The 12,540-nt window shown below is 76.1% G+C and carries 11 protein-coding genes; 4 read left to right on the forward strand and 7 right to left on the reverse strand.

Translation table 11 applies throughout. The features are described 5' to 3' along the window. Positions 1-27: 27 nt before the first annotated feature. The 3 genes from amaB to ACU616_RS22610 all read right to left on the reverse strand — a co-directional run bounded on the left by amaB (position 28) and on the right by ACU616_RS22610 (position 3,537). Positions 28-1,557 carry an L-piperidine-6-carboxylate dehydrogenase gene (gene amaB, locus ACU616_RS22600; RefSeq protein WP_446760656.1) on the reverse strand — a complete coding sequence of 510 codons (1,530 nt, stop codon included), beginning with the start codon at positions 1,555-1,557 and terminating at the stop codon, positions 28-30. A gap of 24 nt (positions 1,558-1,581) precedes the next feature. Beyond that, positions 1,582-2,739, reverse strand: a complete 1,158-nt coding sequence (locus tag ACU616_RS22605; RefSeq protein WP_446760657.1) for an NAD(P)/FAD-dependent oxidoreductase — start codon at positions 2,737-2,739, stop codon at positions 1,582-1,584. 162 nt (positions 2,740-2,901) lie between these two features. After that, a complete protein-coding gene (locus tag ACU616_RS22610) occupies positions 2,902-3,537 on the reverse strand; it encodes a cysteine hydrolase family protein (protein WP_446760658.1) in 636 nt (211 codons plus the stop codon). A 96-nt stretch (positions 3,538-3,633) separates the two neighbouring features. On the opposite strand from ACU616_RS22610, the gene ACU616_RS22615 reads away from it, so the two are divergent. Then, on the forward strand, positions 3,634-4,578 hold the full coding sequence (locus ACU616_RS22615; protein WP_446760659.1) for a quinone oxidoreductase family protein: 945 nt from the start codon (positions 3,634-3,636) through the stop codon (positions 4,576-4,578). Positions 4,579-4,618: 40 nt separating this feature from the next. On the opposite strand, the gene cydC is transcribed toward ACU616_RS22615, so the two are convergent. Genes cydC through ACU616_RS22635 form a run of 4 tightly spaced genes read right to left on the reverse strand, consistent with a single transcriptional unit; the run spans position 4,619 to position 10,382 of the window. Next, a complete protein-coding gene (cydC, locus tag ACU616_RS22620) occupies positions 4,619-6,232 on the reverse strand; it encodes a thiol reductant ABC exporter subunit CydC (RefSeq protein ID WP_446760660.1) in 1,614 nt (537 codons plus the stop codon). Between the two features lie 13 nt (positions 6,233-6,245). Further along, a complete protein-coding gene (gene cydD, locus ACU616_RS22625) occupies positions 6,246-7,904 on the reverse strand; it encodes a thiol reductant ABC exporter subunit CydD (protein WP_446760661.1) in 1,659 nt (552 codons plus the stop codon). Between the two features lie 16 nt (positions 7,905-7,920). After that, a complete protein-coding gene (gene cydB / locus ACU616_RS22630) occupies positions 7,921-8,955 on the reverse strand; it encodes a cytochrome d ubiquinol oxidase subunit II (protein WP_446760662.1) in 1,035 nt (344 codons plus the stop codon). A 2-nt stretch (positions 8,956-8,957) separates the two neighbouring features. Beyond that, on the reverse strand, positions 8,958-10,382 hold the full coding sequence (locus ACU616_RS22635) for a cytochrome ubiquinol oxidase subunit I (protein ID WP_446760663.1): 1,425 nt from the start codon (positions 10,380-10,382) through the stop codon (positions 8,958-8,960). Positions 10,383-10,550: 168 nt separating this feature from the next. Between ACU616_RS22635 and ACU616_RS22640 the strand changes: the two genes are divergently transcribed. The 3 genes from ACU616_RS22640 to ACU616_RS22650 all read left to right on the forward strand — a co-directional run bounded on the left by ACU616_RS22640 (position 10,551) and on the right by ACU616_RS22650 (position 12,520). After that, positions 10,551-10,928: a hypothetical protein gene (locus ACU616_RS22640; protein ID WP_446760664.1), complete on the forward strand. Its 378-nt coding sequence runs from the start codon at positions 10,551-10,553 to the stop codon at positions 10,926-10,928. Between the two features lie 154 nt (positions 10,929-11,082). After that, positions 11,083-12,051: an NADPH:quinone oxidoreductase family protein gene (locus ACU616_RS22645; RefSeq protein WP_446760665.1), complete on the forward strand. Its 969-nt coding sequence runs from the start codon at positions 11,083-11,085 to the stop codon at positions 12,049-12,051. A gap of 19 nt (positions 12,052-12,070) precedes the next feature. Next, complete coding sequence (locus tag ACU616_RS22650; protein WP_446760666.1) at positions 12,071-12,520, forward strand: MaoC/PaaZ C-terminal domain-containing protein; 450 nt, start codon at positions 12,071-12,073, stop codon at positions 12,518-12,520. Positions 12,521-12,540: the final 20 nt, after the last annotated feature.

A 12,540-nucleotide genomic window follows, 5' to 3' on the forward strand; every position in this document is an offset into this window, starting at 1 on the left:
TGGGGGCGTGTCGCCGTCACCGGTGGGTCAGATGGGGAACTCGACGCCCTGCGCCAGCGGCAGCTCGCCGGAGTAGTTGATCGTGTTGGTGGCCCGGCGCATGTAGCCCTTCCACGCGTCGGAGCCGGACTCGCGGCCGCCGCCGGTGTGCTTCTCCCCGCCGAACGCGCCGCCGATCTCCGCACCCGAGGTGCCGATGTTGACGTTGGCGATGCCGCAGTCGGAGCCGTCGGCGGCCAGGAACTGCTCGGCCTCGGCCTGGTCGGAGGTGAAGATGCTCGACGACAGGCCCTGGGGGACGTCGTTGTTGAGCGCGACCGCCTCCTCCAGCGTCCGGTAGGTGAGCACGTAGAGCACCGGCGCGAAGGTCTCCTGCCGCACGATGTCGGTCTGCCCGGGCATCCGCACCAGGGCGGGCTCGACGTACCAGGCGTCGGGCGCCTCCTCGGCCAGCCGCCGCCCGCCGCCGACGACGACCTCGCCGCCCTGCTGCCGGGCCGCCTCGAGCGCGTCCTGCATCGCCTTGTACGCGGCATCGTGGACGAGCGGGCCCACCAGCGTGCCGGCGTCGAGCGGCGAGCCGATCGGCAGCCCGCGGTAGGCCGCGGCGACCTTCTCGACCAGCGCGTCGACGACGTCGGCGTGGGCGATCAGCCGGCGCATCGTCGTGCAGCGCTGCCCGGCCGTCCCCGCGGCGGAGAAGACGACGCCGCGGGTGGCCAGGTCCAGGTCGGCCGAGGGCGTGACGATCGCGGCGTTGTTGCCGCCGAGCTCGAGCAGCGCGCGGCCGAAGCGGTCGGCCACCCGGGGGCCCACCGCGCGGCCCATGCGGGTCGACCCGGTGGCGCTCAGCAGCGCGACGCCCGGGGAGTCGACCAGCGCCTCGCCGACGTCTGCCCCGCCGAGGACCACCTGGGCCAGGTCGGCCGGCGCGCCGGTCTCGGCGATGGCCCGGTCCAGCAGCGCGGCGGCGGCCAGCGCCGACAGCGGCGCCTGCTCGGAGGGCTTCCACACCACCGGGTCGCCGCAGACCAGCGCGATCGCGGTGTTCCAGGACCAGACGGCCACCGGGAAGTTGAACGCGCTGATGACGCCGACCACGCCGAGGGGGTGCCAGGTCTCCATGAGGCGGTGGCCCGGCCGCTCGGAGCTGATCGTCCGCCCGTAGAGCTGGCGGGACAGCCCGACGGCGAACTCGCAGACGTCGATCATCTCCTGGACCTCGCCGGCCGCCTCGGAGGTGATCTTGCCGACCTCGAGGCTCACCAGGGTGGCGAGGTCGGCCTTGTGCTCGCGCAGCAGCTCCCCCAGGCGGCGCACCAGCCCGCCGCGGACCGGCGCCGGCGTCGTCCGCCAGGTCCGGAACGCCGCCCCGGCCCGGGCGACCACCTCCTCGACGTCCGCGGCGGTCGACCAGCCGACCGAGGCCAGCGGCGCGCCGTTGACCGGCGAGGTCACCGGGTGGTCGCCGGCGACGGCATCGAGGTCGACCCCGCAGCGGCCGGCGGCGTCGCGCGCCAGGGCCTGCAGCTCCTCGGCGGTGGGCAGGGTGGTCACGTGCGGCTCCCTCGGGGTCGGGCTTCAGACGATGTTGAGCTCGGGCCGGACGCTCGCGGCGGCGAACCGCCGGACGTCGAGCCCGGAGACGTCGACCAGCGTCTCGCGGCCCAGGTACAGGTCGCGCACCACCTCCCCCACGGCCGGCCCCATGAGGAAGCCGTGCCCGGAGAACCCGGTCGCGTAGAGGAAGCCGTCCACGGCCTCCGCCCGGCCGATGAGCGCGTTGTGGTCCGGCGTCATCTCGTACAGGCCGGCCCAGCCGCTGGCGATGCCGACCCCGGCCAGCGCGGGCGCCCGCCGCTCGACCGCCTCGCCGAGGCGGGGCAGCCACGCGTCGGACCGGGTGAGCCGGAAGCCGGGCGTCTCGTCGGGGTCGGACATGCCCAGCAGCAGGCCCTCCCCCTCGCGGTGGAAGTAGAAGGAGGTGGCGAAGTCGATGGTGAACGGGGTGTGCGGGTCCAGGCCCGGCACCGGCTCGGTGACCAGGATCTGCCGCCGCAGCGGGGTGACCGGCAGGTCGACGCCGGCCCAGGCGCCCACCTGCGCCGACCAGGCCCCGGCGGCGCAGACGACGGTGCCGGTGCGGATCGCCCCGGCGTCGGTGCGCACCGCCGTCACCCGCCCGCCGGCGACGTCGATGCCGGTGGCCGCGCGGTGCGGCAGGACGGTGGCGCCGGCGCGGCGCGCCGCGGCCGCGTAGCCGAGGACGACCGACTCGGGCGTGCAGTGGCCGTCGGTCGGGGAGAACGCGGCGGCCAGCAGCCCCTCGCCGTCGACCAGCGGGGAGAGCTCCCGCGCCTCGGCGACGTCGATCACCCGGCTCGGGACACCGAGCTCGTTCTGCAGGGCGACGGCGGCCTCGAAGTCCGCGACGGCCTCCGCCGTGGACAGCAGGAACAGGTAGCCGACCGGCGCGAAGTCGATGTCCTGGCCGAAGCGCACCGGGAAGTCGCGGAAGGTCTCCAGGCTGCGCGCGCCGAGGGCGACGTTGACCGGGTCGGAGAACATCGCCCGCACCCCGCCGGCCGCCCGGCACGTCGACCCCGAGCCGAGCGCGTCGCGCTCGAGCAGGACGACGTCGCGCACCCCGGCCCGCGCCAGCTCGTACGCCGTGGCCAGGCCGACCACCCCGCCGCCGATGACGACGACCGACGCGGACGACGGCAGCTGCGGGCTCATCGGGGTCCTCCTGGCGAGCGGGTCCGGGAGGCCCATCCTGGGTGTGCGGCGGCCGCCGCACCAGGCCCAGCGAGTGGGGGCCGGGCCGCGGTGTGTGCACACAGCGGCCCGCGGGGGCGCCGGAGACCGCGACAGGTGCACACCGCCGGTGCCGGACGGCCCTCAGCACAGGGCGGCGACGGCCTCCGCCGTGGTGCACCGGTAGGAGAGCAGGCTGTAGTCGAGGCTCGCCAGCGACCGGCGCGCGGCGTCGTCGTCCACCACGCCGCACGCGTCCTCGACCACCACCGGCAGGAGGCCGAGGTCGGCGGCGTGCCGCGCGGTCGGCTCGATGCCGATCTCCAGCACCGCGCCGACCAGCAGCAGGGTGGTCACCCCGCGGTCGCGCAGCGCCGCCTCCAGCGGCGTCCCCACCAGCGCCGACATCCCCAGCTTGTCGAACACCGGCTCGCCGCCGGCCGGGGCGAGCTCCGCGGCGATGCGGGTGTGCTCGGCGTCGGGCGGGAAGGCGGCGGTGACGGCGTCGGCGCGGTCCCGCCGCTGCCAGGCCATCGCGGTGCGCAGCGCGGCGACGCCCAGGTGCGACGGTGGCAGCGACACGTGCCGCACGTAGAACACCGGCACCCCGGACGCCCGGGCGGTGCGCAGCACGTCGGTGATCCGCGCGGTCAGTCCCTCGCGGTCGCGGACGTGGGCGAGGATGCCCACCTGCGCGTCGTACACGAGGACGGCGGTGGTGGCCGGCCGGCACATCTCCGCGACCGTCTCGGGCACGTCCATGCCGAAGGCCCGCTGCATGCGGGGAGCCTGGCAGTGCCCGGCGGCTCCCGCCAGGGTCGGCGGGACCGGCGTCCCGGTGGTAGGCACGGAGGCGGTCGAGGCGAGGGAGGCGACGTGCAGGCGGTGGTCTACGAGCGCACCGGCGGGCCCGAGGTGCTCACCGTGCAGGACGTGCCGGACCCCGTGCCCGGGGACGGCGAGGTGCTGGTCGACGTCGAGGCCGTGGGCGTCAACTTCCGCGACGTCTACGAGCGGGAGGGCCGCCCGCCCTACACCGCCTCCCCGCCCGCGGTGGTGGGCGCCGAGGGCGCCGGCCGCGTCGTCGGCACCGGGGAGCGGGTGGCCTGGCTCGGCGTCCCCGGCAGCTACGCCGGACGGGTGGCGACCTCGCCGGACCGGCTGGTGCCCGTCCCCGACGGGGTGAGCGCCGAGGTCGCGGCCGCGGTGATGCTGCAGGGCTGCACCGCCCACTACCTGGTCGCCGACTCACACCCCGTGGCCGAGGGCGAGTGGGTGGTGGTGCACAGCGCCGCCGGCGGGGTCGGCCTGCTGCTCACCCAGCTGGTGCGGCTGCGCGGCGGGCACGTGCTCGCGACGACGTCGACGGAGGACAAGGCCGAGCTCGCCCGGCAGGCCGGCGCCGACGAGGTCGTCGTCGGCTACGACGGCTTCGCCGAGCGGGTCCGCGAGCTCACCGGCGGCGAGGGCGCGGCCGCGGTCTACGACGGCGTCGGCCGGACCACCTTCGCCGCGGGGCTGCGGGCACTGCGGCCGACCGGGCGGATGATCGTCTACGGCGCCGCCAGCGGGCAGCCCGAGCCGCTGGAGGTCCAGCAGCTGGCCGCGCACGGCTCGCTGTACGTGCAGCGGCCCACGCTGGCCACCTACACGCGCACGCCGCAGCTGCTGCGCGAGCGGGCCGGCGCGGTCCTGGACCTGGTGGCGGCCGGCCGGCTCGACGTCCGCATCGGCGCCCGGTTCCCGCTGGCCGAGGCCCGCCGGGCGCACGAGGACCTCGAGGGCCGGCGCACCACCGGCAAGGTGCTGCTGCTCCCCTGACCGGCGGCTCCCCTGACCGGCGGCTCCCCTGACCGGCGGCTCAGTCGGGGAGCGGGACGACCCGCCAGCGCGCGTCGAGGGCGGCGGCGTCGTGGGTGACCAGCAGGACGCTGCGCCGCTCGCGGGCCAGCAGCGCCAGCACCCGAGCGGACAGCGCGGGGTCCAGGTGGGCGGTCGGCTCGTCGAGCAGCAGCACGTCGGCCGGGCTGAGCAGGGCGCGGGCCAGGCCGACCCGCGCCCGCTCCCCCGCCGAGAGGCGCTCGCCGGAGTCCCCCAGCCAGCCGTCGAGGCCGGCCGTGTCGAGCAGGGGGCCCAGGCCGACGTCGTCCAGGGCGGCGGCCAGCTCGTCGTCGGTGGCGCCGGGCCGGCCCAGCCGCAGGTTGGCCGCCAGGCTCCCGGCGAGGACCTGCTGGTCCTGCGGCAGCCAGGCCATCCGGGAGCGGACGTCGGCCAGGGCCGGCCGGCGCAGGTCGGTGCCGCCGAGGGTGACCCGGCCGGCGTCGGGGTCGCGGGAGCGCAGCGCCAGGGCGAGCACGGTGCTCTTGCCCGCCCCGCTGCGGCCGGTCAGGGCCACCTTGGCGCCGTCGGGCACGGTGAGGTCCAGCCCGGCGAGCGCGGGCTGCACCGCCCCGGGGTGGGTGAGGGTGACGCCCTCGAACCGCAGCGCCGACCCGGGCGGCAGCGGCACCGGCGCGTCCGGGTCGGTCACCGCCGGCGGCTGCTCGCCGAGGGCGCGCACCCGGCTCGCGGCGGCGCGGGTGCCGCCGACGGTGCTCCACGCGGCCCCGAGCCCGCCGACGGCCTCGAAGGCCCCGAGCACCCCGAGCGCGCAGGCGGCCAGCAGCAGCGGGCTCGTCCCGCCGGAGGCGACGTCGCGCCCGACCAGCCACAGCGCCGCGAACAGGCCCAGCGCGGGGACCCCCTCCCGGCAGGCCGTCGTCAGCGCGGTGAGGCGCGCCGCGGCCCGCTCGGCGCGCTCCTGCCGGTCGAGGTGGGCGTCCAGGCCGCGCAGCGCGGTGGCCCCGCCGTCGCCGGTGAGGTGGTCGGCCAGGCCGCGCACCAGGTCGAGGGTGTCGGCGGCGACGTCGGCGTCGGCCCGGGCGGCGGCCACCGCGGCCCGCCGGCCGGCCCGCGCGGCCGCGGCCGGGACGGCTCCGCCCAGGACCAGCAGCAGCACGGCCAGGACGGCGGCGGTGGGCGGCGACACGACGGCGGTGAGCGCGACCGCCGTCCCCCCGGCGACGACGGCCACACCGGCGGGCACGAGCAGGCGCGCGACGACGCCCTGCAGCTCGTCGACGTCGGCACGCACCCGCGACAGCAGCTCGCCGCCGCGGGCCCCGGTGAGCGCGGCCGGCGCCAGCGGGACCAGCCGCTCGAGCAGGCGCGCGCGGACGCCGGCGACCAGCCGGAGGGTGACGTCGTGGGTGACCAGCCGCTCGGCGTAGCGCAGCGCGGCCCGGGAGACGCCGAACAGCCGCACCGCGGTGATCAGCGGCATGAGGACCAGCAGCGTCGAGGGCCGCTGCGCCGCGCCGGTGATGAGGGCGCCCGAGGTGGCCAGCAGCGCCGCGCCGCACAGCACCGTGAGCGACCCCAGTGCGACCGCCAGCGCCAGCCGGGGGCCGCGGGCGAGCGCGATCACCTCCCTCACCGCGACACCGCCCTCACCGCGACACCACCGCGCCGCGCACCGCACCGTCCTCGACGGCCACCACCCGCTCGTGCAGCGCCAGCGGCGCGCTGCGGTGGGTGACGGTGACGACGGTGCGCCCGGCCGCGACGTCGGCCAGCGCGGCGAGCACCTCCTGCTCCCCCGCGGGGTCGAGCTGGCCGGTCGGCTCGTCGAGCACCAGCACGGCGGCGTCCTTGACGTAGGCGCGCGCCAGCGCCAGCCGCAGCCGCTCACCGCCGGAGAGCCGGGCGGCGTCCTCCCCCAGCGGGGTGTCCACGCCCTGCGGCAGCCGGCCCACGACGTCGAGCAGCCGGGCGCGCGCCAGGGCCTGCTCGACGTCGGCGTCGGTGGCGCCGGGCCGGCCCAGCCGCACGTTGTCCGCCACCGTGCCCGGCAGCAGCCAGGGCCGCTCGGGCACGTGGGCCACCACCGCCCGCCACGCGTCGGGGTCGAGGTCGCTCAGCGGGACGCCGTCGACCAGGACGACGCCCTCGTCGGGGACGGCGAACCCCAGCAGCACCCGGACGAGGCTGGTCTTGCCCGCACCGCTGGGACCGACCAGGGCCGTCCGCGAGCACGGGGGCAGGTCCAGGTCGACGCCGGCGAGGGCCACCCGGTCGCCGTGGCGCAGGGTGACGCCGCGCAGCTCGACGTGCGGGACGCGGGACGGGACCGGCCGGGTGCCGCGGGCCGGGCGCGGGGTGTCCAGCAGCGCGAGCACCCGCTCGGCGGCCGGGCCGCCCTCCAGGCTCGCGTGCCGGTCGGCGCCGAGCGCGCGCAACGGCGCGAAGAACTCCGGGGTCAGCAGCAGCACGAGCAGGGCCCGCTGCAGGGTCAGCTGCCCCTCGAACAGCCGCACGCCCACCGTCACCGCGACCAGCGCCGTGCACAGCACCGCGCCGAACTCCAGCACGAACCCGGACAGGAAGGCGGTGCGCAGCAGCCGCATCGTGCTGACCCGGTGGGCCTCGCTGACCTCGGCCAGCCACCGGGCGCTGGTCCGCGCCCGGCCGAAGGCGACCAGCGTCGGCAGCACCCGCAGGGTGTCGACCAGCGCCGACCCCAGCCGCGCCAGGGTCTCCCACTGCGCCCGGGCCGCGCGCTCGGCGAAGGTGCCGGTCAGCCACAGGAACAGCAGCACGAGCGGGCCGGTGAGCAGCAGCAGGCCGCCGCTGGCCGGGTCGAGCACGAGAACCGTGGCGGCCACCAGCGGCGGGACGACGGCGGCGGTCACCGCGCCGGGCAGCAGCCGCCCGACGACGCCGTCGAGCCGGCCGACGCCCTCGGTGACGGTGGTGACCAGCTCCCCGGCCCGCTCCCCGGCCACCGCGGCCGGCCCGAGGGCCAGCAGCGTGCGCAGCAGCGCCGCCCGCAGCGTCCGCCGCACCCGCGCCGAGGTCGCGGCGGCGGCCCGGTCGCGCAGCCCGAGGACGCCCGCGCGGGCCAGCCACGCCGTGCCGATCCCACCGAGGACGCCCGCCAGGCCGCCGGGCGTGGCCGCCCCGGTGGCGACCGCGGCGACGAAGGCCGCGACCAGCGCCCACTGCACCACGAGCAGGGCCCAGGTCAGCAGCCCGAGCAGGGCGCAGACGACGGCGAGCCGGCGGGGACCGGGCAGCCGGAGCAGGCGTCCCGCGGGACCGCGCGCCATCAGGGGACCGGGCCCCTCAGTAGCCGTGGGTGAGGGCACCCTCGTCGGGGCGCACCCGCTCCCGGAAGACGTAGTAGTTCCAGATCTGGTAGCCGATGATCAGCGGCAGGAAGATCCCGCCGACCCAGGTCATCAGCACCAGGGTGTAGTGCTGGCTGGCCGACTCCTGCAGCGTCAGGCCGAAGTCCGGGTCGAGGGTCGAGGGCAGCACCTCGCCGCGGGTGAACAGCGCGATGAACACCGTGACCGTGGCGAACAGGACGGTCAGGCCGCTCATCGTGAAGGCCAGCGTGTCGCGGCGGCGCGACAGCGCCAGCCAGATGGTGGCCAGCGTCAGGAAGGCCGCGACCGGGAACAGCCAGGAGGCGAACCCGAAGTCCTCGAAGAGGTCCTCGGTCACGTAGCCCATGACGACGAACGCCACGATCGCCACCGTCGCCAGCGCCCCCCACCGCAGCGCCGCCGTCCGCGCGCGGTTGTAGAGGACGGTGTCCCGGTGCAGGCGCAGCAGCAGGAAGTTCGCGCCGTGCAGCGTGAACAGCAGCAGCGTCGAGAGGCCGCCGACCACGGAGAACGGGGTGAACATCTCGGCGAAGCCGCCCTGCACGCGGCCCTCCCGGCCCACCGGCAGCCCCTCGATGATTTTGGCCATGATGACGCCCCACAGGAACGAGGGGACGACGCTGCCGGCGAAGGACATCAAGTCCCAGAAGTCGCGCCACCGCTTGCTGTCGACCTGGTTGCGGTACTCGAAGGAGACCCCGCGCAGCAGCAGGGCCAGCAGGATCAGCACGAACAGCGGGTACATGCCGCTGAAGACCGCGCCGTACCAGACGGGGAACGTGGAGAACATCAGCCCGGCGGCGGCGATGACCCACACCTCGTTGCCGTCCCAGAACGGCCCGATCGTGCCGGTGAGCGCCCGTTCCTCGGCCTCCGTCCGGGCCAGCGTGGGCCGCAGGACGTCGACGCCGAAGTCGAAGCCCTCCAGGAAGAAGTAGAGGGTGAAGGTGAACGCGATCAACCAGAACCAGAGCGTCACGAGATCCACCGTCAGTTCCTCCTCTCGTACCCCTGGTGCCCGACGCTCTCGTAGTCCGGGGCCGGCGCGGCCACCAGCTGCGCCTCCGGCTTGCGGTGGATGCCGGCCCGGGCGGTGACGCTGAGCAGGTAGACGTCGAGGCCGATGAGCGCGAGGTACACCACCCACAGGCCGATCAGGCCGGCGAGCACCTCGCCGGGGCTGTTGGCGCTGACGCCCTCGGTGGTGGTGAGCTCGCCGTAGACCATGAAGGGCTGGCGGCCCATCTCGGTGACCATCCAGCCGGTGAAGTTGGCGATCCAGGGCAGCGGGATGAACAGCACCAGCGCCCGCAGGTACCAGCGGGTGGTGTCGAGCCCCTGCCGTCGCCGCCACCAGAGGAACAGCCCGAGGAACGCCGTGGCCAGCAGCAGCGACCCGATGGCGACCATGATCCGGAACGACCAGTACACCCAGGTGACCGGCGGGATGTAGTCCCCCTCGCCGTAGGCCTCCTGGTACTGCTCGTTGAGCGGGATGAGTCCCTCGTAGCGGCCCTCGAGGCTGTTGTAGGCCAGCACCGACCCGACGATGGGGATCTCGATGTTGAAGGAGTTCTCCTGCTCCTCCTCGTCGATGACGGCGACCAGCGACCAGGGCGCCGGTGAGTCCGACGTCTCCCACTGCGCCTCCATCGCGGCGAACTTCATCGGCTGGTCCTCGCGCGCGACCTGGGCCTCGGTGTGGCCGCTCACGATGGAGAAGACGGTGCCGATGGCGGCGAAGACGAGCCCGACGCGCAGCGACCGGGAGTAGACGTCGGTGTCCTGCCGGCGCAGCAGGTGGAAGGCGCTGATGCCGAGGACGAAGAACCCGGCGACCACCCAGGCGCTGCCCTGCACGTGGGCGAAGTACAGCCAGGCCTTGTAGTTGAAGACCACGGCGGCGAAGTCGGTGAGCCGGGCCTGCCCGTCGACCACCTCGTACCCGACGGGGTGGTGCATCCAGGCGTTGGCCAGCACGATCCAGAAGGCGCTGATCTGCGTGCCGATCGCGACCAGCCAGATGCTGCCCAGCCGCATCCAGGGCCGCAGCCGGTCCTTGCCGAACCACCACAGCCCGATGAAGGTGCTCTCGAGGAAGAACGCCATGAGCACCTCGAGCGCCAGCGGGACGCCGAAGATGTTGCCGACGAAGTCGGAGTACTCGCTCCAGTTCATCCCGAACTGGAACTCCTGCACGATCCCGGTGACGACGCCCACGGCGAAGTTGATGAGGAACAGGTGACCGAAGAAGTTGGTCATCTTCCCGTAGACGTCGCGCCGGTCGGCGCGGACGTGGGCGATCGTCTCCATCACCGCGATGAGGAACGCCAGGCCGACGGTCAGCGAGACGAAGAAGAAGTGGAAGATGCTCGTCGACGCGAACTGGAACCGCGAGAGCTCGACGACGTCCAAGGGCGGGCCTCGTTCCGTGTGACCGGGCGCCCGGTGCGGTCACGGGGCTGGCGGGGGAAGGCGGGCGTCCGGGAGGCCAGCGTGGCACGCGCCGGACCGGGCGGCACCGCGAACGTGCTGGCAGACCGGGCCGTTCCACCCGGGCCCCGGACTGCCGATGAGACGGGCATGCGCTCCAGCCACGTCGCCACCCACGTCGCCACCGCCCTCGCTGCCTTCACCGCCGGCGTGACCGCCTCGGCGGCCCTGCGCCGGGTCGCCGCCCGTCGCGGCGCGCCGGCCGTCACCGCCCCGACCGTCGCAGCCCCGACTGTCACCGCCGTCCCCGGTGCCGGCGCGGTGGCGGTCCCGGACCGCGACGCCGTCGTCCTCCCCTTCACCCGGCCGGCCCCCGCCGCGCACCCGGAGCCGGCCGCCGCGCGCCCGGCGCGGCCGGCCGCGCCGGCCCGGTGCGGGGACAGCGGCGGCCGGACCCGGGCCGGTGCGCCCTGCGCGGCACGTCCCTCCTCCGGCGGCCGCTGCCACCACCACCCGCTGGCCGCCTGACCCTCCGGGCGCGGCGGGGCCGCACCGGCCGGGGCCGCGGGATGCGCACACGCCGCGGCCCCGGCGGGCCGACGACCGCGATCCGTGCCCGATCCGCCGTCCCGTCCGGGGCCCAGGGCGCGCCGACCGGCCCCGGAGGCGGCATGGTGGTCCCGTGCGCGCCGCGGTGGTCACCGCCCTGACCGGACCGGACGCCGTCGAGGTCCGGCACGTGCCGGAGCCCGAGCCGGCCCCGGGCCAGGTGCTCGTCGACGTCCACGCCGCCGGGGTCGTCTTCCCGGACGTGCTGCAGACCCGCGGGGAGTACCAGCTGCGGCCGCCGCTGCCGTTCGTCCCGGGCTGGGAGGTCAGCGGCGTCGTCCGCGCGGACGCCGGCGGCTTCCGGACCGGTGACCGCGTGGCGGCGCTGCCCACCCTCGGCGGCTTCGCCGAGACCGTCGCCGTCGACGCCGCCATGGTCTTCCCGCTGCCGGACACGGTGTCCCTCGACGCCGCGGCAGCGGTGCCCCTCAACCACCTGACGATGCACTTCGCGTTCTCCCGCCGCGCACGGCTGCAGCGGGGCGAGACCGTCCTGGTGCACGGCGCCGCCGGGGGCCTGGGCGGCGCCGCCTGCCGGCTCGCCGCGGTCGCCGGGGCGCGGGTGGTGGCGGTGGTGTCCAGCCCGGCGCGGGGCGCGGTCGCGCGGGCCTGCGGCGCGCACGAGGTGGTGCCGGCCGACGGCTTCCTCGAGGAGGTCCGCCGGCTGACCGGCGGGCGGGGCGTGGACGTCGTCGTCGACCCCGTCGGCGGGGACCGCGCCCCCGACTCGCTGCGCGCGCTGGCCCCCGAGGGCCGGCTGCTCGTGCTCGGCTTCACCGGCGGCGCCATCCCCACGGTCGGGGTTGACCGGTTGCTGCTGTCCAACACCACCGTGGTCGGGGCGGCCTCGGCGGAGTTCTGGCGCGCCGAGCCCGACCTCCCCCGGCAGCACTGGAGCGAGCTGCTGCCGCTGCTGGAGTCCGGGGTGGTCGACCCGCCGATCGGGGCGGTGCACCCTCTGGAGGAGACCGCCCGGGCGATCCGGGAGCTGGACGAGCGGCGCGCGGTCGGGCGGGTGCTCGTCCGCGTCCGGGAGCGGTGACCCGAGAGGAGGTGGCGCGGTGACCCACTGGTTCGAGGACTTCTCCGCCGGGCAGGTGTTCGAGAGCCAGGCGCGCACGGTGACCGAGACCGACGTGGTGACCTTCGCCGGCTGGAGCTGGGACACCAACCCCGTGCACACCGACGCCGTCTCCGCCGGCTCCGGCCGCTACGGCGAGCGGATCGCGCACGGCGTCCTCGGGCTGTCGGTGGCGCTGGGGCTGACCTCCCGGATCGGGGTGTTCGAGGGCTGCTCGATCGCGCTGCTGGGCATCGACGACTGGCGGTTCCGGCGGCCGCTGCGGATCGGCGACACCGTGCGGTGCCGCGTCGAGGTCCTCGACACCCGGCTCACCAGCCGGGGCGACGCCGGCATCCTCCGGCGGCGTCTCGCCCTGCTCGACCAGGACGACGCGGTGCTGCAGGACGGCGAGATCGGGCTGATGGTCGCCCTCCGCCCGGCCCGCTGAGCCGGCCCCGGACACGCGAC

It is taken from the genome of Geodermatophilus sp. URMC 62 (assembly GCF_052931475.1).

What these genes read in the sequence shown, in the direction of transcription:
- cydD (WP_446760661.1), bottom strand. Translation starts at nt 7,904, where the DNA reads ATGGCGCGCGGTCCCGCGGGACGCCTGCTCCGGCTGCCCGGTCCCCGC.
- ACU616_RS22605 (WP_446760657.1), bottom strand. Translation starts at nt 2,739, where the DNA reads ATGAGCCCGCAGCTGCCGTCGTCCGCGTCGGTCGTCGTCATCGGCGGC.
- ACU616_RS22610 (WP_446760658.1), bottom strand. Translation starts at nt 3,537, where the DNA reads ATGCAGCGGGCCTTCGGCATGGACGTGCCCGAGACGGTCGCGGAGATG.
- ACU616_RS22640 (WP_446760664.1), top strand. Translation starts at nt 10,551, where the DNA reads ATGCGCTCCAGCCACGTCGCCACCCACGTCGCCACCGCCCTCGCTGCC.